Source organism: Fictibacillus sp. UD, assembly GCF_043558025.1.
Classification (GTDB): Bacteria; Bacillota; Bacilli; order Bacillales; family Fictibacillaceae; genus Fictibacillus.
In genome coordinates this window covers 475,346-497,980 of sequence record NZ_JARUHH010000002.1, presented here as the reverse complement: position 1 = coordinate 497,980, position 22,635 = coordinate 475,346, and the positions used below count along the sequence as shown (strand labels likewise).

Here is a 22,635-nt window from a genome sequence, read left to right as displayed (position 1 = left end):
AAGGAAGCTTGCGTCGGTAACAGATGCTATGGCAACAGCCGTGACGTTTAAACTGCAGCATTCAAACTTACGATACAGAATTGAGGGGTAAACAATGACAACGATAACAAAAGGTAACTTTGATATTAAAGCTGGTGACTATACATTTACGTTTTTAAGCAGTGGTGATGTTTTCGAGGCTTCATATAACGATACGATGATCAATCAATGGATGAGTAACCCGATCGATGGGTCATTAAACAATCTATATTTACGCCTATTTAAAGAGGATGGTATTCAAGCGGTTCCTCTTTTAGGTTCAAAATCAGAAAGCACGGTTTCTCATAATAACAGCTCAGTGTTTTGGGAAGGCACGTATAAAGACGTTTCTTATAAAGTCACGTTTACGCTAAGTGAAAGTGGCATTTGGTTTTGGAATGTGGAATTAAACGGATCTGACGTTAAAGCAGATATTATCTATGGTCAGGACGTGGGTCTAGCACATAGAGGGGCAGTACGAACGAATGAGGCGTTTACTGCGCAATATGTCGACCACAAAGTGTTTGAAGATGATGCGCTCGGATTCGTAGTATGTTCGCGCCAAAACCAGCCGAACGGAAAAGCTTTTCCATATCTGCAGCAAGGATCCCTCACAAAAGCAGCAGGTTACGCGACAGATGGCTTTCAATTTTTCGGAACATCTTATAAAGAAACGGATATTCCTGAGGTTCTTTTTAAGGAAAGCCTTCCGAACGAAGTGTATCAATATGAGTTTGCATACATTGCTCTTCAATCAGAAGTTATTGAGTTAGATGGAAAACAGCAATTCGTATTTTATGGCTGCTTTAAAGAAGACCATCCAGAAGCTGTCTCTTCAGTAGAATTTCGTACTGAAATTGAAGAAGCTTGGAATAAAGTTCAAAACCATACGAACAAAGAAACGACTAAGCTGGAGAAAGTAAAGCGTAATGACGAATTTGATGGAACGTTACAAACAGCAGATCTTTCTTTAGAAGAAGTGAAGAGTCTATTCCCAGAAAGAATTTTGGAAGAGTACGAAGGCAACACACTTCTTTCATTCTTCACCCCCACATACGAGCACATCGTATTAAAAGAAAAAGAAAGAATCGTAGAACGGCCGCATGGACACATTCTCGTAACGGGGAACAACGTGAAGTTAAAAGAAGAGACGATTACAACAACTTCGTATATGTACGGAATCTTCAATTCACAGTTAGTTGTCGGAAACACATCGTTTCATAAGATGCTCACAAACGCTCGTAACGCACTGAATGTGATGAAAACATCTGGACAGCGAATCTATGTTGAGCTTCAAGGTAAGCTGCAACTATTAACGATGCCTTCTCTTTTTGAGATGGGCTTTAACTACACACGCTGGTACTACAAAACAGAAGATGAGATGTTCATCATTACAAACTTCACAACGGTTGACACTCCTGAAATTGAGCTTCAAGTTAGAGCTGTAAGCGGAAAACAATATCGTTTTGTCGTAACCAATCAAGTATCCATGAACAACCAAGAATATGAAGTAGCATTTAAAATGGAAAAAGAGGATAACGTTCTTTCATTCTTTGCAGATGACTCATCAGACAGCTCAAAAACATACGAAAATTTAAAATACCGCATGAAAGTAGCGGGCACTGAGATGACTGTCAAAGACGAAACGATTTTTGGAGAAAATATTGATTCAGGATCGGCTTCACTTGTCGTTTGTGATTTAGCTCCTACAACTGAATGGACATTAGCTGTTCAAGGGCTGATTGACGGAAAAGAGCTGCCGTTTACAGAAAAAAATGCTGAAACAGAAATTGAGTTTTATCGTGAATTTATACGTCATACGAACCGCAATTTCCGTTTAACAAAGGACGGAAAAGAAACGCATGATCTTCAAAAAATGAACGCCTTAGCACATTGGTACACGCACAACATGCTGATTCACTATTCTGTTCCGCATGGTTTAGAGCAATACGGAGGAGCAGCGTGGGGAACTCGTGATGTTTGTCAGGGACCGGCTGAATATTTCTTAGCAACACAGCATTATGATGCGGTAAAAGAGATCCTCTTTACCGTTTACTCTCATCAATATGAAGAGACAGGCAACTGGCCGCAATGGTTTATGTTTGATCAGTATTTTAAGATTCAGCAGGAAGAATCTCATGGTGATATCATCGTCTGGCCGCTAAAAGCAGTAACGGATTATCTCGCAGCAACAAATGACTTTGATATTTTAAAAGAGAAATTACCATACACAACAAACAGTGATTTTGGATTTACTGAGAAAAAAGCAACGCTGTTAGAGCATATAGAAAAGCAGATTGACTATATGAAAAGGAACTTCTTGCACGATACACACCTGTCTTCTTATGGTGATGGTGACTGGGATGATACGCTGCAGCCAGCTAATCCTCAGCTCAAGAAATTTATGGTGAGCTCATGGACGGTTGCACTAACCTATCAAGTGATGACGCAGTTCTCGAGCCTATTAAAAAAGGTGGACAAAGATCAAGCTGCAGAACTAGGCTCTTTGGCTGAAAACATCAAGTCTGATTATCAGAAGTACATGCTGAGTACAGATGTAATTCCTGGATTCGTTTATATGGAGAAAGCGGATGAGCCGAAGCTGATGCTTCATCCAAGTGACAACACAACAGGCATCAACTACCGACTGCTTCCGATGACAAGAAGTATGATTGCTGAACTGTTAACACCAGAGCAGGCTGAAGCGCATTTGAATCTTATCATGGATACGTTTTATTGCCCGGATGGTGTTCGATTGATGGACAAGCCGGCTCACTACAAAGGCGGTGTAAGTACGCACTTTAAACGCGCAGAACAGGCAGCTAACTTTGGACGTGAGATTGGCCTTCAATATGTACACGCACATATTCGTTTTGTTGAAGCGATGGCGAAGCTCGGAAAGTCGGAAGAAGTCTGGAGCGGGTTAGAAAAAATAAACCCAGTCATGATCCAAGAAAAAGTTCCAAATGCAGAGCGTCGTCAAAGCAATGCCTACTTCTCTAGTTCTGACGGTGATTTTAAAACACGCTATGAAGCTCAGGATCGTTTTGGGGAATTAAAAGACGGAAAAGCAAAAGTAAAAGGCGGCTGGCGCATCTATTCATCTGGTCCTGGAATTTACTTCAATCAGTTAATCTCAAATTGTTTAGGAATTCGTCCACATGGTGAACAGCTGATCATCGACCCTGTGTTATCAGAAGATATGCACGGATTAGAGATGCAGTATATGCTTGATGAAAAGCCTGTAACTTTTGTTTTCCATAAACGTAGTAAGGAAACAAAGAGACTTTTCGTTAACGGACAAGAAGTAGAGTCTGAAATGTACGAAAACCTTTACCGTGATGGTGGAGTGGTTGTAAATCGATCTGAGTTTGTAAAAAAATTGTCAGCAGATGTGAATACCGTCGAGATTTATTCATAGCCATTCGGTATAATAAAGGAAACGTTTGCAACAAGAGAGATAGGGGAGAATTTCGTTGGTAAGTATAAAAGACATTGCAAAAAAAGCAGGTGTTTCCATTTCCACGGTCTCCTATGCCTTAAACGGAAGTCCGAAAGTAACAAAGGAAACATCAGCTCGTATTTTAGCTATAGCTAAAGAATTAAATTATATTCCGAGTGCAGCTGCTCGTTCATTGAAAAAAAGAGAAACAAAAATCATCGGCATTTATTTAACCGATTACAGCGGTGCTTTTTATGGCCAGCTTCTCCAGGGAATGATGGAAACGTTAAGCGAGAACGGCTATGAGCTTATCGTTTGCAGCGGGAAGGAGTCGCACCGTTTTCTGCCTGAACGTATGATCGATGGGGCGATCATTTTAGATGCAACATACAAAACAGAAGAGCTGTTAAGTCATGCCGAACGCGGGCATAAACTAGTTGTGATGGACCGAAGAATGGATCATCCGAACATCTCGCAAGTACTCCTTGATAACAAAGCGGGTGCAACACTTGCCATTGATTATCTGGCGGAAAAGGGTCATCAAAAGATCTATGTTGTGAAGGGGCCGGATGTTTCATTTGATGCGATGCAGCGACTGGAGGCCGTACAAAAAGCGGTTCAACGCTATTCACATATTGAATACATCGAATTACATGGTGATTTTAACAAGTCATCAGGTGAAGATGCTGCGAAACAAATTCATCAAGATTTTTCCGAGCCAGTAGGCGTGTTCTGTTTGAATGATGAGATGGCGATCGGTATGTATAACTACTTCAGCCGAACGAATTTACGAGTTGGCGTAGATGTTCATATTATCGGTTTTGATAACATTGAGGTGTCTCAATATATCCAGCCGAGACTAGCGACCATTAATTATTCCAAGCACAAGTGGGGAGCGCTCGCGTCAGAGCTGCTGCTGAATTTAATTAAAAAACAAAAAAACGAACATGAGCGAATCAATGTCAGCCTGATTGAAGGGGATTCAGTTCGTAAACGTTAAACAAGAAAGAGGAGCACATAGAGGCTCCTCTTTTTTTTTTACAACTATTCAGCTTGAGATAGCGGTGATTTTTCTTTTGAGAAGAACCAGCCACCCGCTGCAATCAAGATCAGTACAATATAGAAGGTGATTTTCCATTCAGGTGATTTTGCGAAACCTTCAGAAAGGATAGCTAAGTCTGGATGCGCAAGCGTATAAACAGCTAATTTTATACCTACCCAGCCTACGATTAAAAAGGCTGCAATTTCAAGACCAGGCTTTGAGTGTAAGAGTTTAACAAAAAAGTTAGCAGCAAATCGCATGATGATGAGCCCGATTAACCCTCCAGCAAAGATTACCATAAACTTTCCTCCGTCTAGTCCACCGATAGGAGGAAGACCCGTATCAGGAAGTGCTACTGCAAGTGCTACAGCAGCTAATATAGAGTCGACCGCAAATGCAATGTCAGCTAGTTCAACTTTTAATACTGTGGTCCAGAACCCAGATTTTTTCTTTTCAGATTTTGGCTTATCCTCGTTATCTACTTTTTGAACAATAACTTTTCTAAAGATATGGTTAAACGCGATGAACAGAAGGTACACAGCTCCGATCGCTTGGACCTGCCACACATTAACCAAGAATGAAATGGCAAAGAGCGATGCAAAACGGAAAAAGAAAGCACCAACTAAACCGTAAAATAAAGCTTTCTTCCGTTGTTCTTCTGGTAAGTGCTTTACCATGATCGCTAATACGAGTGCATTGTCTGCAGCTAATAAACCTTCTAATGCGATTAGCACTAATAAAATCCAGCCATACTCTAACAAGATTGATAGATCCATGTTAGTTCCTCCTTAATTTTTTTTTTGGTTTTTTGTTTATTAACATAAAAAAGACCTTTACCCATAGCAGGCAAAGGTCTTACATAAAAAGTGACCTTTACCAGCCGAACGGTAAAGGTCTTGCTAACAACAGTAAAGTTGCCAATATAGCCGAGAGCACTAGGCTCCGAAATGACGACCATATTGTAAAAGCTACTCCCCTTTAGGAGTTATGAAGTTACTATTATCATATTATGCTGTACTTGATTTTGTCAATGATATGATCAATGAAGTGTGTGGAATTTATTTGCTTCGGTTGTTGTAGTATCCTTAATTAATAAAGAGAAAAGAGTGGATGAACCGTTGGATCAACAACAATACATAATCAATTTAATTGAAAAAGATGACTGGATGATGAGTGTTTTACGAGCTGCCAAAACACTAGATTTACCAGACTGGTGGATATGTGCAGGGTTTGTTCGTTCTAAAGTTTGGGACACGCTGCATGATTTTGAAGAAAGGACATCATTAGGTGATATTGATGTCGTATATTTTGATCGCAATAACATTCAGAAAGAGAATGAAAAAGTTTACGAAGGCATGCTTCATAGGGCAATGCCGGGATTACCATGGTCTGTTAAAAATGAAGCAAGAATGCATATCGTAAATCATGATTTTGAGCCTTATACATCAACAGTTGATGCTATTTCTAAGTTTCCTGAAACCGTGACGGCTCTCGGGGTTACACTGGGTGACAAGGATGAAGTGATCTTAGCTGCACCGTGTGGACTGCATGATGTTTTACATATGGAAGTGAGACCAACTGACATGTATAAACAAACAGAAGAAAGAAGAAACAAGTATCGAGAACGTGTTAAAAACAAGAATTAGGAAACAACCTGGCACAAAGTAAAAATTACAGAATAGTAAAAAGCTTGAGCAGGTGGCTCAAGCTTTTTTCTGGGATCTCCTATATTCTTCGTGAAAATTCGTTAAGAGCTAGAAATTAGAAATATAATGTACATGCAGGTTTCGAAACTGTCGGTCCAGTGTTTTTCGGGTATTCATATTAGATTGTTGAACGGTCTGAATCTCTTCTTCGAGTGAGAGCGTCTGGTCTAACAGCATTTTTAAGTAGGATTTCGTACTTATATTGTAATTTTCTTCAAAAGCCAGGAGAAGGATTATTTCTCTCGACTCTCTTACTTCAGCTAACATTCGATCTAGCGAGTCTTTTGAAATAGCTGTATCTCCTTTGCTTAACAGCCATGGTTGTTCGTACACAGAAAGAATAAATGGCATGCGGTTGAAAGTGGGATCATTCTTAGTTGTTGAAGTTTCAGATTCATAATCTTTCTTAAACTGCTTCAGCTCTTTCTGATAATCATCGACGATTATGTTATCCGCATTGTACACCAAGGTCTTATTTAAACTAATTGATGAAAATGGATAAAACCAATTTGAAACCAACAATAAAACTAAGATAATAACAGAACATACTACTGCTATTCTCCTCATCCCCATAGCTCCTTTACTTAAACCGTACTTTTACTTCTGTATCTTCTAGGACTTGATGGATCAGTAGGCTCTTTAGGTTCCTTTGGTTCTCTTCTTTTTCTAGGTTTAAACAAAGCGTAACTCAAACAAAATCCAATTGAACAAGTGATTCCATATTCAAAGACGGCAAACGTATTGAGTCCTTCAAACTTTGCCCAATAGAAAATGGTGAAACGATAGATGAGAAGAAAAATGACACTAAGTGCAATATATAAAAGCAAGTGAAATCGAAATTTCAATCTCATTTTATCTTTGGATGATTCGATAATAAAGGCTACGGGAAGTGTGCAAAAAAGAAAAAAAGGAAGTGCTGTAATAATTCCAAAAAATAGACCGAATAACACACTCTGCGTTCTAAGCTCTAGCGGGTTTCCACCAGGAATAGCAAAAAAGAATAACGCGCCAAAAAGCACGGATATTACGGATGAAACGATGACTCTCATAAATCTATCTCCTTACTGCCTGTTGAAGCTTTTCATACGTAGCTTCTTCATCTTTGTATTCAAACAATCCTAAGCGGTTTCCCCAAGGATCTGAAAAAGTAGCCCATCTTACAGGAACTTCATCGCGTTCAAAAATCTCAAAGTGTTCAATGTTTAAATCCTTAATCAAACGTGTTCGTTCACCATCAAGATCCATAACACCTAAACGAATCGGCCCGTTTCCTTCTGTGGAAGTTCCTTCTGCTACCTGCAGCCAACAGTTAGGAAGCAGTTCCCATTCTGCGAATCCATCATGTGGATTGAAGTCTGGTGGACGGTTCAGCAGCGTTTCATAATATCGCTGTCCTTCAGTCATGTTAGCAACACGAACTTGAACAGTCATTTCATATATCATATGTAATTCTCCTTTACTTAATAGTATTGTCTTCTAAAAACGTTCTAAGCGAGTCAGAAGTTTCATAACAGACATTTTTATTTTCAGTACAGATTATTTCTTTTTTAGCATTGTAAAGAAGTGTTGCCTCTGTTTGTTCTCTGCTGTATTTCTCAGATTCTTTTGAGGTCTTAAGAAAAAACGAATAATCAGGTTTGAGAGAGTGTGTATCAATCTTTTTCATTTTGCCTAGGCTGTTCGAAAAAAGTTCAGGATTCAATACGGTTACGGTTTCTTTTTTCTTAAGATCTTTTATAATCACCTGGTCAATCAATCCAAATTTTGTTTCGAATGCTTGGTTGATTTGTACCTCTATATTTGATCGTAATGGAGATGGATCGCTACAGCCGGTTGTTAACAACACAAATAGCATCAGCAAATATTTAGTTTTCAAAGCATTCATCCTTTAAGTAAAGTTTGAACAAGGTATACTAACTGCTTTTTTTCGTGTTGTGGAAGCTTTTCACTCAACCTCGCTGCAGCGATGGGCAGCATCCACTTTCGTAACGAATCTTCTGAAAAAGCGTAATGTCTATTATAGCTATTTTTATAGTAATTGGCTAAAAGTTTGCGTACATATAAAATCGTTCTGAATTTTAGTGAAGATGGATCCTCGGATAAACCGCCAAAATGTAAGATGAGCAGAGTGCGAGCTAAATCAGCTATTCTGTTTCCTCTTGTAGCATCAGCCCAGTCGATTATGATAGGGCCTTTTTTAGAGAGCAGGATATTGTCTGGATGAAAATCACCGTGACATAAAGATTCACCATCTGGCAGTTTTTCTAGGTGCTGATATATTTTTCTTTTACCATCGTTATTCAGTTCATGAACAGATTCAATCTTTCTTAATAGGACGTCTCGTTGAGCGGGTAGGGAAGAAAGCTTTTTTTCATGAACACTTACTTGAATTTTTGCCATACGTCTCAATAGGTGTATGGCTTGCCAGGGGTGACTGCTGAATAAACTCGTCACAGTGGAACCATTAATTCTTTCATAAATGAGCGCTCTTTTTTCTGAAATTTGTTCGGCGTGATATACAAAGGGTACCGGAAGTCCTAAGTCGCTGATTATTTTACCGATTATATATTCATGTTCAATAGCATGACCTGGTACGTGGTCATAAAAGACTTTTGCCGCTTTTTCGGGGGAAAGGGCTACGATTTGCGCAGTACTTCCTTCACCAATCACATGTAATTGTTTCACGTCTAGTGAACTCCTCTATTTCAATTTCTATATATGGATAATTCTAGCACATATTTCCAAGTAATAAATGTATAAATATTTTGTTTGACTGACTGGTCATAAACGGGATATACTAGCGTATGTTATTGAATGACTAGTCGGTCAAAGAGGTGAAAAATGAAAAAAGATAAACGAGTTGAAATCATAGAGAAAGCCATTGAGATGTTTGCTGAAAAAGGATTTCATGCAACTACCGTGCAAGAGATCGCAACGGCACTTAATATTTCAAAAGGTGGATTTTATACGTATTTTCCATCTAAGGATGAGTTAATTATAGAGATTTTTGATTATTATAGTGAGAAAATGCGTTCCGGCATGCAGCAAGTAAGTGAAGATTTATGCCCGAAAGAACGGATGGAAAAGCAGTTGAAGGTGCAGCTTGAAAATTATATGGCACACAAACCGTTTATGCAGATGCATTTTCGTGAGCAGAACGCATCCATTATTAAAGGCATTCAGCTTTTTATTCGCAAGAATTTCTTTGAGATGTCAAAGTGGTATGAGAACCACTTTTTACAAATCTATGGTGTAGAGATCAAACCGTACTTAGCGGATATCATCACGATCTGTGAAGGGATGAAGCAGTCATTCATCCGTGCATTTATGTTCAATGAAGAGCCTGTTGATTTAGAGAATTTCGCTTCTTATCTAATGGAAAGGTTTGACGATGTAATTAAGGGGATTCAACAAACGAAAAGAGCTCCTATCATTGACAAACAAGTCATGGATCGAAAGTTAAAGCCATGGACAGAAAAAGAAGTCATTGAAGAAGAAGTGAAAGAATTACTTAACAATATGAAGGATTTAATAGATCAAGAATTAATCTCCGAAGATTTGAGAAATGATTATTTTCAAGTTCTTGATTTCATCGGGCAAGAAATGAAAAAAGAGCAGCCGCAAAAGATGCTCATTCAAGGCATGCTCGCCAATTTACGAGGAATTAAACGAATTGAAAAAGAGCGAGAACGAATCGCAAAAGTATTGAACGTTCAGCTTTTATAAGGAGAATAGATATGGAAACAGCACAAAAACCGTTAAACACAAAACTCATATTAGCGGGTCTGATCATCGGGATGTTCTTTAGTGCACTTGAACAAACCATTGTTGGTACTGCGATGCCGACGATTATTGCAGATTTGAACGGATTTTCGATCTTTGCCTGGGTGACGACCGCATACTTGATTACATCTACAACTGTCGTTCCAATCGTAGGAAAACTTTCTGACCTTTACGGACGAAGAAAACTTTATTTACTTGGGAACTTCATTTTCATTTTAGGTTCTGCACTTTGTGGAACAGCATACACGATGGAAGAACTTATTATTTATCGTGGTCTTCAAGGGATTGGTGGAGGAATGATCATGCCTCTATCACAAACGATCATTGGAGACATTTTTACAGCTGAACAACGTGCGAAATGGCAAGGAGTGTTCGGTGCAATCTATGGATTAAGTTCTGTAATCGGTCCTTTTATAGGTGGACTTATGGTAGATCACATCAGCTGGCATTGGATCTTCTTAATCAACGTACCATTTGGAATTATATCTACAGCTATGATTGTAATCGGCATGAAGAACGAAACAGTTAGAGCTGCAAAAGGAAAAGTAAACATTGATTATTTTGGTATCTTCACATTAATTCCAGCGGTTGTCTTGCTGCTCTTAGGTCTTACTTTTGGCGGAGATAAATTTGAATGGCAGTCAACAACAAGCTACCTATTATTCGGCGGATTTATCGTCCTTTTAGCATTGTTTATTTTTATTGAAAAACGAGCTGTTGAACCGATTTTAAATCTTTCACTCTTTAAAAACAGAGTGTTTGCAACAACGAACATCTTAGGATTTTTACTTGGTCTAGGTATGTTTGGTGCCATCATGTTCGTACCGATGTACATGCAAGGAATCTTAGGCGTTAGCCCGACAAAAGCAGGATCAACAATGACGCCGATGATGATCGCGCTTATCACAGCAAGTATTATCGGTGGCCGGCTACTATTAAAACTTAAGTTTAGAACTGTACTCACAGCAGGTATGATGATTACAGCTGTTGGATTCTTCCTTATGAGTACAATGAATGTGGATTCAAATGAATTTACAGCTTACGCGTACATGGTCGTTCTAGGTTTTGGTATGGGTCTAGTTATGCCAACATTGATGATCGCGGTGCAAAACGAGTTTCCAAAATCTCAGCTTGGTGAAGTAACATCAGCATCAACTTTCTTCCGTTCGATCGGTGGTACGATAGGGATTACGATTTTAAATGCCGTAATGAACCATTCGCTTACAGATAAAATGAGTGATGCAGCCGGCAGTGCATCTAATCCGATTCTCGGAAAAGCGCTCGAAGAAATCGGGAAAAAAACAGACGCGATGTTTGGAATCTTGATCAATCCGGAACTATTGCCATTACCTGCTGAGTTAAAAACACCTGTAATTGCAGCGATCAAAGACGTGTGGTCAACATCTTTCTCAAGCGTGTTCTTAACAGGGCTGATCTTTATTGCGATTGGAATTGTTGTGGCGTTATCGGTAGGGAAGAGCCGCATCGTAAAAGAAAAGCCTGTTGATTCAGAAGAGCTAGGCAATGAGGATGAGCAAATGTCATCTAATAAGTTAGCAACTGAATAGTAAAATGAAAAGAGCTGATCGCGTTGATCAGCTCTTTTTTTTCGATTGTTGAGATATGTCCTAAGTTTGTTGATATCAGACAAATTTACGTTGATACCTACAAGATATTGTTGATATCATACTACTTTGTGTTGATTTTTTACTTTATTTCAATTTTTAGCGCTGTTTGTTCACCATCATATCCAACAGAACGGAATCGGTAGTACTCGAAGTTTCATTCCCAAGTCGGCAGAAATTTTCAATCGTCTGCTCTACATCTTCTTCAATAAAACCGTTCGTTGAGGGGATACACAATCCGTTTGACGCAAGGATAGCGGATTGAACAGCTGCACTCGAACACGTCGCCACCTTCATGGCGCAGCCGGCTTTTGCTCCGTCACATACCATTCCACTCACGTTGCCTAATGTGTTTTGAATGGCAGCTTTCATTTTATCCAGGTTATCATCCAGCAAGTAGGTTATGGCAGCCGAGGCACTTGCACCCGCAACTGTTACACCGCAAAGCGCAGATAATCGTCCGAATTTTGACTTCATATAGATCGATAGAAGATGACTTAACGTCACAGCACGCAGCATTTTTTCTTCTGATACACCTAATTTCTCAGCGGCTGCCACAACGGGCATGGTAACAGCAATCCCTTGATTACCGCTGCCGGAGTTCGCCATTACAGGCATAGTGGAGCCAGCCATTCTCGCGTCAGAACCTGCAGCTGATAGCGCCATGCTATAGGTGGCAAGGTCGTCTGAGAGAATGCCTTTCTTTGTTTGGTCGTACAGTGTTTTTCCGACTTTTAATCCGTATTCGTTAGCAAGGCCTTCTTCACAGATTGCAGAGTTCAACTCCACACTTCTTTTAACAAGATCCAGTCGGTCCAGAGGAACGTCAGAAATAAAGGAATAAAGATTTTCAATGGATAGCTCCGGAAAAGGATCATTTGCTGGCGATGAAGATGAACTTTGTTTTGATTGATCAACCAATACCTTTCCGTTTTGAGAAATGTAGCTTACATTCGTATGATCACCTGATATGATCACAACAGCTTGATCGGTCTGTGACTTCAGTTCAACTTCTATATATAATTTTTCAGTTCCTGTAGCTGTAGAAACTGAAACAACATCTTCACGAACGAGCGATATAGCATGATCTTCGTCTTTCTTCGTCACTCCTTCTAGTACACGTAACTCTTTCGCCGGGTCACCTGCAATCACACCAAGAGCCGCTGTAAAATCGATTCCGGTATGATTCATGCCTGGAATACCTACAGATAAAGCATTTTTGATGACGTTTCCGCTCGCTTTAACTGAGATCCCTGTTACTTCACCATCAACATATTGTTTAGCAGTTGCTGAAGCAAGTGCGATCGCAACAGGTTCTGTACAGCCGAGCGCCACAACGAGTTCTTTTTCCAAAAGGTCGTATATCTTTTCGATAATCATGATTTTCAACCCCATCTCTTATAATCTCTTTCTTTAGAATAACGGGTGAAAGGGGGAAAAAGAAAGAGGTAAATCTTTTAAATATTTAAGGCTTTTCTCCTGTTACTTGTTAGCACTGGCGAATAAAATAAGCAATTAGCCATCAATTTTCATCAAATGACAGGATTTATATCTTCTTTATTTAGTTCAAGTTGCAAAAGTGGGAACGAAGGAACTTTTTTGTAAAAATGTTCTAAAATACTATTCATTCACTTAATTTAAAATTATTATAAATGAGTAATCTTAACACCTTTGTAAGGAGCTTTCTAATGGAACCAAAAATTAAAAAATACCAGTTGATGCTGCAAACGAAAATCAATCGTCAAATAGAAGAATGGAAAAATAGTAAAACTGTGATTCAAAATAAGGATTTATATCAGTTTGTCCACACGATCACGGGAACTGCCGGAACAATTTCCCTTCATGAAGTGTCAATGGAAGGTGCTGCACTCATGAACCAATTGAATAAAGAAGAAGATAAAAACTGGGAACCGATCGATGTGATGATTTTTCTTCGACCGCTTACAGCTTTACTTACCGATGAAAAGTTGCTTATTAGCAATTCTGTACCTTCGCAAAAATCTCCGCAGACCGTTGATGATAACGAAGATCAGCCACTTATTTTAGTTGTAGACCCAGACATTTCATATCTTATTGATCTAAAAGAAGAGCTTGAGAAACTTGGATGGTCTGTTTTTATTTCTCAAACAGCTGATAAAGCAATATCGATGGTGTATGATTTGCAGCCAGATTGTATTGTCATCGATCATACCCTCCATGAAAAAGAAGTATATTCATTCTTGAAGCAGATAAGAGAGTCTATTTCTCATCAATTGATACCTGTCATTGTGATGAGTACCACTAACAACAAATTAGCGAGATTACAAGCTTACGAGCTTGGGGCTGATGACTTCATGGAGAAAACAGTTGAAAATGATGAGTTTTTGGTGAGGATAAAGCGTCAGTTGGCAAGAAGGAAGTTGTTAAAAGAATCACTCATGAAAGATGAACTTACGAAAGTCTTTAATCGAAAATTTTTAAATGACATTTATATGAGAATGTCAGCAGAGCATGAAAGGAAAAAGATATCTTTTACACTTGCCATATTAGATCTGGACCATTTTAAAAAGATAAACGATTCTTATGGCCACTCAGCAGGAGATCAAGTTTTAGTTGATTTTGCTGTCTTTCTTCGTGCGCAGTTAAGAAGACAGGATGTAATTATTCGGTACGGCGGTGAGGAATTTATCGTGCTCATGCCATATACATCTAGTTTAGAGGCTGAACAAACTGTGTCTCGTCTATTGGAACAGGTTAAAGTGTACCCATTTTCTTACGATAACTATTCTTTTTCTATAACATTTTCTGCTGGGATTTCTGAAATTTCAAATACGACGCTCCTTTCCAATGCTATAAATGTAGCGGACAGAGCACTATATGCAGCAAAAGAAAATGGAAGAGCAAGGGTGGAAACGGCCCAGGGGCAAATAGAGAAAAAGCGCAAACTTAAAGTGGCGGTAATAGATGATTCTGATGTAATTCGAAAAATGCTTGAAAGCTTTTTTAAAGAGTTCGAGGTCGAGAAGTACGAACTCGAAGTGCAAACTTATCAAGATGGTGTTACGTTTTTTGAAGATACTTGGCATAAAACACATGACGAGTTTCTAATCATTCTGGACGGTGTCCTTCCAAAAATGGACGGGATAGAGATCCTGCAAAAAATCCGTCAGTATCCAGACAGAAGCCGCTACACCATTCTTATGCTGACTGCAAGAAAAGCGGAAGCCGATATCGTACGTGCGCTTAACTTAGGTGCAGACGATTATCTTACAAAACCGTTCAGCATCCGTGAACTTGAGGCTCGTATTAAAGTACTCGTACAGAGGGTGAAATAATGCTGTCACAAGAAATTGAACGTTTAGTGTGGGCTGCTGCAATCTTACTCTGTGCATTAACGATTATGTTTCTCTATCTGGTGATAAAAAAAGCCTTGGAAATTCGCAAAGAAAAACACATTCAAAAATATATGGATCATATACACGGCACAATATACGGCTATTTGTACCAAGATAAAAAATCGCGACACCTTCTTCCAGATTCAAGCGTAAAATTCACTGCAATTGAGCGGCTTTTAACGAATTATTCGACGGTTCTAGAAGGAGAAGGAAAAGAAAAAATCACTCAACTTGCTGATGAGCTATTCAAAAGTAGATATGAATCTATTCTTCGCCGTAATAAGTGGAGCAGCAGAATGAATGTATTGTATAAGATCGATGGATTTAGAATGACGGTTCTTAATGAAGTGTTAAAAGAAATGATAAAAGATTATAAAATTACGAAAGATGAGAAGTTAATCATCTTCCGTTGTTTAGCATACTCAAACAATGATTCTTTATCTGCTCTGTTTCAATACATATCAGTACCCTTTTCCGTATTGGAGTACAGAAGTATTATCAACCGGATGGATGACATTGCGTTTGGCCAGATTGTAAGTGATTATCACCTCTATCCTGAAAACTTGCAGCTTGCAATTATAGATATCATTGGCATCCAAAAAAAGTTAGATTTTGTTCATTTTTTAGAAGGGCAGCTAGATGATAAGCAGTTTGAGATAAGAATTCGTTCTATGAAAGCGATCGGAGAAGTCGGTTTTCTGTCGGATTCCTTGATTGTTGAACGATTCGCTCAATCACAACAATGGGAAGAACGCTTGATGGCAGCTAAAGTGATCGGCAAGACACGCGTACGCAACGGACTCGACGTGCTAGATATCCTGATCAAGGACTCATCTTGGATGGTTAGGGCTCAAGCAGCGAAAGCCTTTTTAAGTTATACGGACGGGCTTGAAAGGTTATATGATATCCGTTTTACAAGTGACGACCCATTTGCCAGGGACATGGCATCTGAATGGATCGAGAGAGGAATTGAAGATGGTTACAGTTATTAGTCAGTTTTGGCTCGATATCGTTCGAATCTTTGGCTGGTTTATTTTGTTTTACATGTCTGGAGTTGTTTTGTTTTACGGACTGCTATTTGTTTTAGCAGCTTTTCAATTAAAAAGAGAAGAAAGTATCGATTCCTTTGAGCGATATGAAGATTATATGGATGCTAGTTATACAAAACCTGTATCAATTATCGTCCCAGCTTATAACGAAGAAATGGGTATCATAGGCAGTGTTCGATCGTTACTCAGCATCAATTATCCTGAATATGAAGTGATTGTGGTAAACGATGGCTCACGTGATAACACAGTAGAAACGGTTATTGAGCATTTTCAGATGAAGAAAGTAAGAAAAGTAATTCAAACAAGGCTCGAAACCCAGTTAGTAAAAGGTGTTTATCAATCTTCTGTATACCAGAATTTATGGCTTGTAGACAAGATGAACGGCGGGAAAGCGGATGCGTTAAACGCCGGACTAAATGTTTCAAACTATCCTTACTTTTGCTCGTTAGATGGCGATTCTGTCTTAGAACGTGATGCGTTTCTAAAAGTTATGAAACCCATTATTGATTCTGATGAAACGGTTATCGCATCAGGAGGAAGCATTAGGATTGCAAATGGCTGCGACATCCATGAAGGTCAGGTGGAAAGAATCGGTTTATCGAAGAATCCTGTTGTAATCATGCAGGTTATTGAATATCTGCGTGCGTTCTTAATGGGGAGAATCGGGCTCAGCCGCTATAACTGGCTGCTCATCATCTCTGGTGCTTTTGGTGTGTTCTCGAAAAAGTGGGTGATTGAAGCAGGCGGTTATAAACGGGATACGGTTGGAGAAGACATGGAGCTTGTCGTACGGCTGCAGCGGCTTATTAAAGACAAAAAAGAGAACAAAAAGATTGTTTATGTACCAGACCCCGTTTGCTGGACTGAAGCACCTGATGAGCTGAAATATTTGCATCGACAAAGAAACCGCTGGCATAGAGGGCTGTATGATAGTTTATGGATTCACAAGAAAATGCTATTAAATCCAAGGTACGGCTCAATCGGTATGGTTTCATTGCCTTATTTCTGGCTCATTGAACTCGCTGGCCCTGTTGTGGAATTATGTGGCTATCTGTTTGTGATGCTTTCCTTATTCCTAGGGGGAATCTATATTGAAATGGCTATAATATTTTTCCTGCTGTCTGTTCTGATCAGTGCACTTTCCTCAATGGGAGCAGTCATATTAGAAGAGTGGAGTTTAAGAAAGTACCCTAAAATATCCGATATTGTGAAGTTGTTCGCCTATTCACTGACAGAAACATTATGGTACAGACCACTGACGGTTGTGTGGCGCTGCCAAGGATTAGTTCAAGCTATTCGCGGGAAAAAATCGTGGGGAGAAATGAAGCGAAAAGGAATATCCGGGGGAATCTCACAATGAATGAATCAACAAAGAAACATCTGCTTTTGCTGTATATTTTCCTATTTACCGCACTCATAACTTCTCCATTTTGGGTTTGGCAGGTTCAGCAATCCAAATCATTGGATGTTTTGGTCGTGGATAAGACGATACAAAACGAATCATATAGAGAACATAGTGGTCTAATATGGGCGCTTAACCATCTGAAAATACAGAAACAGAATGGTGAGCAGTATGATGAGCAGAGTGATTTTTCTCGAACGGTACCCCATTTTACAAAAAAAGAGTTGCCGAAGCTTTTGTATGTTGCTGACAGTTATGGGGTTGAAGTTGTCGATTATCAAAACAACTACCGTGTAGACGGGGGCTTGACAGCGAAAGAAGTGGAGAATGTTCGGAGTACGGTTATGTCAGGAAGCACCGATTTAATTGCAGAGTTTAACACGTTTGCAAGTCCTACTGGCAAAGAAGCGCGTGAAGGGATTTCCAAGCTGTTAAACGTTCAATGGACGGGTTGGATCGGTCGTTATTTTTTAGATTTAAATGGTAAGGAAGTTCCGTCATGGGTGAAGAGTAATTACAAGGAACAATATGGAGAATGGAATTTTAAAGACGACGGTATACTGTTTGCTCACGAAAACGGCAAGATGCTAGTTTTAGATTCTAAAGACATGAAGCAAAAAGGAACTGTTTTTTCATTTTCAAAAAAGGGTGAAGAGATGTATGGCTTGGATGCGGCTGTACCTTATCATTATTGGTTTGATGTGATAAGCCCGCTTAATGAGGCAGAAGTGATGGCTAATTATCAACTGAAGCTGACAGATTCAGGGGAGAACAAATTAAACAAGTATCAAATTCCATTAACATTTCCAGCCGTCGTTCATCATCAAAACACTCTATACAGTTCCACATATTTTGCAGGAGATTATGCAGATCAAGCAGAACTTCCGAACCTTTTTCAAACTTGGGGATTGAGTTGGATCAAACAGCACATTACTCTTGATGACGGACAGGGAAGTACATTTTATTGGAAAGTATATTTGCCGTTAATGAAATCGATTCTGAATGGTGATAGAATCAGTCACCCTATTAACTAAGTCCTGCTAATAATGATCATTTAATAGCTTTACATGTAACGCGCGACAGCCGATATGTATATATGCGAACCGATTTTAGAAATCAAATAGATTCATAAAAATTTTAATGATTGCAAAGAAGCTTTGAGTTTGTTAGTTGGATAGCGAATTCAACCAGGTGAAAAAACGGTAGCAAAGGTTATGATTCACTTAGCATGCAAAAAACATATGAAAATGTATGTAAAAGGATCGGGGGAGTGAAAGTATGACGAGAATTCTTTTAGCTGAAGATGAGGAAATCTTAAGAATGCTCGTTCTTGATACATTAGAGGACGAAGGATACGTCATCGATGAAGCATCTGACGGTCGAGAAGCATACGAAATGATCCAGAGAAATCATTATGATCTGGTGATTTTAGATTATATGATGCCCCATCTGACAGGGTTGGAAGTGGTGGAAAAGACAAGAAACGTATTGATGAAAAAGGAAATTAAGATAATGATTCTTTCTGCCAAAAATCAGCAATCAGATCGTGACCGTATAAAAGAAGCTGGTGCCGATTATTTTATGTCAAAGCCGTTCAGTCCTCTGCAGCTCCTTGAAACGATAGGAGAGATTTTAGGTGAGTAACTACTTTAGAAGAAGTCTTGGCAGACAAGTAATTATCATCAATCTGGTGTTCGTCTTCTTGCTTCTTGCTGGAATGGTGTCGCTTAGACTTTATCATATAAACCTAACGAACTCCCTTGATCAAGAAATTTCGGAAGAACAAGAAAAATTAAATTTTGTGTCTAACTTGAAAGAGAACTTAAACGCAATCATGTTTGACTCTAGAGGTTTTTTTGCGTTCGGCTCTGAAACTTTTATTCAACGCATTGGAGATAAGCAAGATGAAATTAAGGCAGATCTCGTAACGTTTGAGAAGGAATACAAGTCTACTAGAGACCAAGAAGTTTTAATAAATGTAACATCGTTTACAGACAGCTATTTCAATGAGCTGCTGCCCAAAGCCATTGAATACAGGAGAAACGGACAGATTGATGAAATTATTAAAATGTCTCAAGAGGATGGCGGGACACAAAAAGTGAATGATGTGCTCGCATCCTTAGAGAATTTTGAAAAAGATATTCAGCAAGACATTGACCGAACGTACAGTACAAAAGATGAAAAAACAAGCATGAGTCAGCTTATCTATTTTTCGTTTCTAATCTTTATGGTTCTTGCCTTTTTAGGATTGATTCGTATGATGATTAAACGATTTGGAAGCCCGTTGCGAGAAATTGCAGATGTTTCAGCACAGATTACAAAGGGTGAACATGTAAGTCAAATTCCTTACACCGACCGGCTCGATGAAATCGGTGTATTGTCTAAAGCGTTTGAAAAGATGATCAAAGGCATTCAAGACAACGAGCAGGAATTAATCGCACAGAACGAAGAGCTTGCTGCTCAGCAGGATGAATTGAACGAACAGCAGGAAAAGCTTCGAAATGCTCTATCTACTACGGAACAAAATGAAAAAATGCTGATGAGGATGAATTCGTTTATTCATTCCATTTCAAATACATTGGATAAAAAGTCTCTGTTAAAAAGCATTGTGGAAAACATGGTAGAAATCACTTATTCGAGCAAAGGATTAATCTGGTTTGTTAATGAAAACGATATTGCTTCGGTCGGGGTATCACAAAGCGAACAAAATCAGTTTTTATCTCATTTTCCAGAATCGGGAATGCTCGCTCGCATAGAAGATACAACTTTATCTTATCAAGTAATGAGAGACAGTTTTGTTTCAGAAAAAGGATATATTGAAGAAACGTTCAAATCAGGTGATCTATATATACCGATCTTCTCAGGAAAACGTGAATTGTTAGCTGTAATGGTCATCACACGAATCGGTTCTTCTTATTCGTGTGATGAGATTGCAGAATACCAAGGTCTTGCAAGACAAGTGGCACTCTCTCTTGAAAAATTGAATCTGTATGAAGACAGTGAAAAGCAACGAATTACCATTAAAAATGTAATGAACAGCATACATGAGGGCATTCAGCTCATTGATAATGATGGCACTATTATTCAAGCGAACCAAAAGTTTTGTGAACTCATGAGCTGTGACGATCCAGACCAATTAACAAGTATGGAGTATGAAGAGTGGAGCAAGCATCTTAAGTCAAGGGTTCATTCCGCTCATGACTTGATCTCTTTTATCCAGAATGCTGTACACGAAAAAAACGAGACCGGTATTTCTTATATTTTTGAAATGGACGGGGAAGAGAAAAGAATGATTCAAATCTATTCCGAAAGCCTTGTTCAAAATGATAAGAAGCTGGGAACGGTCATTGTGTATCGTGATATTACAAAAGAGTTCGAAGTAGACCAGATGAAGTCAGAATTCGTTACTACGGTAAGCCATGAATTGCGTACGCCTTTATCGAGTGTGTTAGGTTTTACAGAATTGATGCTTACGCGTGAACTAAAGCCAGAACGTCAAAAGAAATATTTGACGACCGTTCACAAAGAAGCATTCAGGCTGACCTCACTGATAAACGATTTTCTTGACGTTCAGAAAATGGAGAGCGGAAACCAAGAGTTCGATAAAAAGTATCATTCTGTCTTGCCGATTATCCAGGACGTGATCGACATACAAAGAGTGAATAGTGATAAACATGTGTTTGAAATAGATGTACAAACGGAAAAGCTATCGGTATTCGGTGACCGAGACAAGCTTTCTCAAGTGTTCATGAATTTGGTCTCAAACGCTGTAAAATATTCACCTGAAGGCGGAAAAGTTCTGGTCACATTACGCAATAATGAAAATCATCTAATCATAGATATAAAAGATGAAGGCCTCGGAATTCCTAAATCTGCAATTGGTAATCTGTTTACGAAATTCTACAGAGTGGATAACTCTGACTGCAGGAAGATCGGCGGAACAGGACTTGGTCTTGCCATCGTTAAAGAGATCGTTAAAGTACACCAAGGTCATATTTCCGTTGAATCTAACTTAGGTGAAGGAAGTACGTTTACCGTAATGTTCCCGGTGATTGATGATGTGTATGTGAATGCCTCTCTTACTCAGACGAAGAGACAAAAGGTGGATATCATCATCATTGAGGATGACAGGCACCTCGCAGGGCTGATAACGGAAGAGTTAATGGAGCACGGATTTCATATCGCACAGTTTAACACGGGTGAAGATGCAGTGAAGATGGTTGAAGAAACCAAGCCAGAAGCGATTGTTCTTGATATTTTACTAGAAGGTAAAATGGATGGCTGGCAAGTGATCGAATCACTAAAAAGTAATCCGATCACTAAGGACATTCCAATCTTTATTTCCTCAGCACTTGATGAAAAGCAAAGAGGCTTTAATTTAGGTGCAGCAGGGTACTTGATCAAACCGTATCAGACAAGCCAGTTGACGTCATCCATCCTGCAAGTGATGTTGAATAAGGAAAAGAACGGACATATCTTAATACCGGAAGAACCAAGTCATACGAACGATTAATACGAAAGCCTGCAGATAGAGTACTGCAGGCTTTTTTATATAAATATGTTGTGCTCGTTTTAGTTTTATACTGTTTTATTAGAAAGATAATACGCTTCCCTATCAATAAACCCTTGCTTTACATGGCTCCAATCTTCTTTTGTAATTGAATAAAGAACGGCATTTCGAATATATCCGTTTGAAAGAATGCGTTCGTTCCTCATCACACCTTCTTTAACAGCACCTAATCGCTCTATAGCTCTTTGTGAACGAATATTTCTCTCATCCGTTTTAAACTGCACGCGAATAAAATGTAAAGTTTCAAAACAATAGGTGAGTAGAATTTGTTTACAGGCCGAGTTTATGAAGGTACGCTGATAATCCTTTCCGTACCAGGTAGAGCCTAGTTCACATGACCGTTGAGCAGTGTTTATTTCGTATAAACGGGTCGTGCCAACGATTTGGTTGTTTTTCTTTAGTACAACTGTAAATGGTAAGGCCAGCCCTTTTTCACGAAGTTCGATGGCTTGCATTACCCAGTGATCCATATCCTGTTGTGATTGGATAACATTAAGCATAAACTTCCAATTGTCCGTGTGATTTATTTTATATAGTGGAATGGAGTGATCATACTTCATAGGAATCAGCAGTATGACTTCATTTTCTAGAATAGGCGGTGAGATGAATAAAGTGGGGTTCATG

At 39.0% G+C, this 22,635-nt stretch carries 19 protein-coding genes; 11 read left to right on the top strand and 8 right to left on the bottom strand.

Annotation, left to right across the window (positions count from 1 at the left end; all coding sequences use genetic code 11):
* The first annotated feature begins 94 nt into the window (after window positions 1-94).
* Together P8610_RS06210 and P8610_RS06205 are read left to right on the top strand one after the other, a co-directional pair.
* A complete protein-coding gene (locus tag P8610_RS06210; RefSeq protein ID WP_394603575.1) occupies window positions 95-3,439 on the top strand; it encodes a GH36-type glycosyl hydrolase domain-containing protein in 3,345 nt (1,114 codons plus the stop codon).
* A 55-nt stretch (window positions 3,440-3,494) separates the two neighbouring features.
* On the top strand, window positions 3,495-4,460 hold the full coding sequence (locus tag P8610_RS06205; RefSeq protein WP_394603574.1) for a LacI family DNA-binding transcriptional regulator: 966 nt from the start codon (window positions 3,495-3,497) through the stop codon (window positions 4,458-4,460).
* A gap of 44 nt (window positions 4,461-4,504) precedes the next feature.
* Here the strand turns inward: P8610_RS06205 and P8610_RS06200 are convergent, their stop codons facing one another.
* A complete protein-coding gene (locus P8610_RS06200) occupies window positions 4,505-5,278 on the bottom strand; it encodes a TerC family protein (protein WP_394603573.1) in 774 nt (257 codons plus the stop codon).
* A gap of 390 nt (window positions 5,279-5,668) precedes the next feature.
* On the opposite strand from P8610_RS06200, the gene P8610_RS06195 reads away from it, so the two are divergent.
* Window positions 5,669-6,148 carry a nucleotidyltransferase family protein gene (locus tag P8610_RS06195; protein WP_394603612.1) on the top strand — a complete coding sequence of 160 codons (480 nt, stop codon included), beginning with the start codon at window positions 5,669-5,671 and terminating at the stop codon, window positions 6,146-6,148.
* A 108-nt stretch (window positions 6,149-6,256) separates the two neighbouring features.
* On the opposite strand, the gene P8610_RS06190 is transcribed toward P8610_RS06195, so the two are convergent.
* From P8610_RS06190 to P8610_RS06170, 5 genes are read right to left on the bottom strand one after another with little or no spacing between them, the layout of a single operon-like run.
* A complete protein-coding gene (locus P8610_RS06190; RefSeq protein ID WP_394603572.1) occupies window positions 6,257-6,775 on the bottom strand; it encodes a hypothetical protein in 519 nt (172 codons plus the stop codon).
* Window positions 6,776-6,792: 17 nt separating this feature from the next.
* Window positions 6,793-7,257: a hypothetical protein gene (locus P8610_RS06185; protein WP_394603570.1), complete on the bottom strand. Its 465-nt coding sequence runs from the start codon at window positions 7,255-7,257 to the stop codon at window positions 6,793-6,795.
* Window positions 7,258-7,261: 4 nt separating this feature from the next.
* A complete protein-coding gene (locus P8610_RS06180) occupies window positions 7,262-7,651 on the bottom strand; it encodes a VOC family protein (RefSeq protein ID WP_394603569.1) in 390 nt (129 codons plus the stop codon).
* A gap of 13 nt (window positions 7,652-7,664) precedes the next feature.
* Window positions 7,665-8,084 (bottom strand): hypothetical protein, encoded by a 420-nt coding sequence (locus P8610_RS06175; RefSeq protein WP_394603568.1) that lies wholly within the window; start codon window positions 8,082-8,084, stop codon window positions 7,665-7,667.
* A gap of 5 nt (window positions 8,085-8,089) precedes the next feature.
* Window positions 8,090-8,893 carry a phosphotransferase family protein gene (locus P8610_RS06170; protein ID WP_394603567.1) on the bottom strand — a complete coding sequence of 268 codons (804 nt, stop codon included), beginning with the start codon at window positions 8,891-8,893 and terminating at the stop codon, window positions 8,090-8,092.
* A gap of 156 nt (window positions 8,894-9,049) precedes the next feature.
* Here P8610_RS06170 and P8610_RS06165 point away from each other — a divergent pair, with 156 nt between their 5' ends.
* Both P8610_RS06165 and P8610_RS06160 read left to right on the top strand, forming a co-directional pair.
* A complete protein-coding gene (locus P8610_RS06165; protein WP_394603566.1) occupies window positions 9,050-9,934 on the top strand; it encodes a TetR/AcrR family transcriptional regulator in 885 nt (294 codons plus the stop codon).
* A gap of 11 nt (window positions 9,935-9,945) precedes the next feature.
* Window positions 9,946-11,559 (top strand): MDR family MFS transporter, encoded by a 1,614-nt coding sequence (locus P8610_RS06160; RefSeq protein WP_394603565.1) that lies wholly within the window; start codon window positions 9,946-9,948, stop codon window positions 11,557-11,559.
* 156 nt (window positions 11,560-11,715) lie between these two features.
* Here the strand turns inward: P8610_RS06160 and P8610_RS06155 are convergent, their stop codons facing one another.
* Window positions 11,716-12,996 (bottom strand): serine dehydratase subunit alpha family protein, encoded by a 1,281-nt coding sequence (locus P8610_RS06155; protein WP_394603563.1) that lies wholly within the window; start codon window positions 12,994-12,996, stop codon window positions 11,716-11,718.
* Between the two features lie 308 nt (window positions 12,997-13,304).
* Here P8610_RS06155 and P8610_RS06150 point away from each other — a divergent pair, with 308 nt between their 5' ends.
* From P8610_RS06150 to P8610_RS06125, 6 genes are all read left to right on the top strand, one after another.
* A complete protein-coding gene (locus tag P8610_RS06150) occupies window positions 13,305-14,930 on the top strand; it encodes a GGDEF domain-containing response regulator (protein WP_394603562.1) in 1,626 nt (541 codons plus the stop codon).
* On the top strand, window positions 14,930-15,982 hold the full coding sequence (locus tag P8610_RS06145; protein WP_394603561.1) for a HEAT repeat domain-containing protein: 1,053 nt from the start codon (window positions 14,930-14,932) through the stop codon (window positions 15,980-15,982). The genes P8610_RS06150 and P8610_RS06145 overlap by 1 nt, the downstream gene beginning before the upstream one ends.
* Complete coding sequence (locus P8610_RS06140; protein ID WP_394603560.1) at window positions 15,966-17,399, top strand: glycosyltransferase family 2 protein; 1,434 nt, start codon at window positions 15,966-15,968, stop codon at window positions 17,397-17,399. The genes P8610_RS06145 and P8610_RS06140 overlap by 17 nt, the downstream gene beginning before the upstream one ends.
* Window positions 17,396-18,475: a hypothetical protein gene (locus tag P8610_RS06135; protein WP_394603559.1), complete on the top strand. Its 1,080-nt coding sequence runs from the start codon at window positions 17,396-17,398 to the stop codon at window positions 18,473-18,475. The genes P8610_RS06140 and P8610_RS06135 overlap by 4 nt, the downstream gene beginning before the upstream one ends.
* A gap of 244 nt (window positions 18,476-18,719) precedes the next feature.
* Complete coding sequence (locus P8610_RS06130; RefSeq protein WP_394603558.1) at window positions 18,720-19,085, top strand: response regulator; 366 nt, start codon at window positions 18,720-18,722, stop codon at window positions 19,083-19,085.
* Window positions 19,078-21,954 carry an ATP-binding protein gene (locus tag P8610_RS06125; protein WP_394603557.1) on the top strand — a complete coding sequence of 959 codons (2,877 nt, stop codon included), beginning with the start codon at window positions 19,078-19,080 and terminating at the stop codon, window positions 21,952-21,954. Before P8610_RS06130 ends, P8610_RS06125 begins: the two co-directional genes overlap by 8 nt.
* 65 nt (window positions 21,955-22,019) lie before the next feature.
* On the opposite strand, the gene P8610_RS06120 is transcribed toward P8610_RS06125, so the two are convergent.
* Window positions 22,020-22,634 carry a GNAT family N-acetyltransferase gene (locus P8610_RS06120; RefSeq protein ID WP_394603555.1) on the bottom strand — a complete coding sequence of 205 codons (615 nt, stop codon included), beginning with the start codon at window positions 22,632-22,634 and terminating at the stop codon, window positions 22,020-22,022.
* Between the last annotated feature and the right edge of the window lies 1 nt (window position 22,635).

Excerpts from the sequence above, each read along its gene's own strand:
- P8610_RS06210 (WP_394603575.1), top strand. The coding sequence starts at position 95 with ATGACAACGATAACAAAAGGTAACTTTGATATTAAAGCTGGTGACTAT.
- P8610_RS06200 (WP_394603573.1), bottom strand. The coding sequence starts at position 5,278 with ATGGATCTATCAATCTTGTTAGAGTATGGCTGGATTTTATTAGTGCTA.
- P8610_RS06195 (WP_394603612.1), top strand. The coding sequence starts at position 5,669 with ATGATGAGTGTTTTACGAGCTGCCAAAACACTAGATTTACCAGACTGG.
- P8610_RS06190 (WP_394603572.1), bottom strand. The coding sequence starts at position 6,775 with ATGAGGAGAATAGCAGTAGTATGTTCTGTTATTATCTTAGTTTTATTG.
- P8610_RS06185 (WP_394603570.1), bottom strand. The coding sequence starts at position 7,257 with ATGAGAGTCATCGTTTCATCCGTAATATCCGTGCTTTTTGGCGCGTTA.
- P8610_RS06180 (WP_394603569.1), bottom strand. The coding sequence starts at position 7,651 with ATGATATATGAAATGACTGTTCAAGTTCGTGTTGCTAACATGACTGAA.
- P8610_RS06165 (WP_394603566.1), top strand. The coding sequence starts at position 9,050 with ATGAAAAAAGATAAACGAGTTGAAATCATAGAGAAAGCCATTGAGATG.
- P8610_RS06160 (WP_394603565.1), top strand. The coding sequence starts at position 9,946 with ATGGAAACAGCACAAAAACCGTTAAACACAAAACTCATATTAGCGGGT.
- P8610_RS06155 (WP_394603563.1), bottom strand. The coding sequence starts at position 12,996 with ATGATTATCGAAAAGATATACGACCTTTTGGAAAAAGAACTCGTTGTG.
- P8610_RS06150 (WP_394603562.1), top strand. The coding sequence starts at position 13,305 with ATGGAACCAAAAATTAAAAAATACCAGTTGATGCTGCAAACGAAAATC.
- P8610_RS06145 (WP_394603561.1), top strand. The coding sequence starts at position 14,930 with ATGCTGTCACAAGAAATTGAACGTTTAGTGTGGGCTGCTGCAATCTTA.
- P8610_RS06140 (WP_394603560.1), top strand. The coding sequence starts at position 15,966 with ATGGTTACAGTTATTAGTCAGTTTTGGCTCGATATCGTTCGAATCTTT.
- P8610_RS06135 (WP_394603559.1), top strand. The coding sequence starts at position 17,396 with ATGAATGAATCAACAAAGAAACATCTGCTTTTGCTGTATATTTTCCTA.
- P8610_RS06130 (WP_394603558.1), top strand. The coding sequence starts at position 18,720 with ATGACGAGAATTCTTTTAGCTGAAGATGAGGAAATCTTAAGAATGCTC.
- P8610_RS06120 (WP_394603555.1), bottom strand. The coding sequence starts at position 22,634 with ATGAACCCCACTTTATTCATCTCACCGCCTATTCTAGAAAATGAAGTC.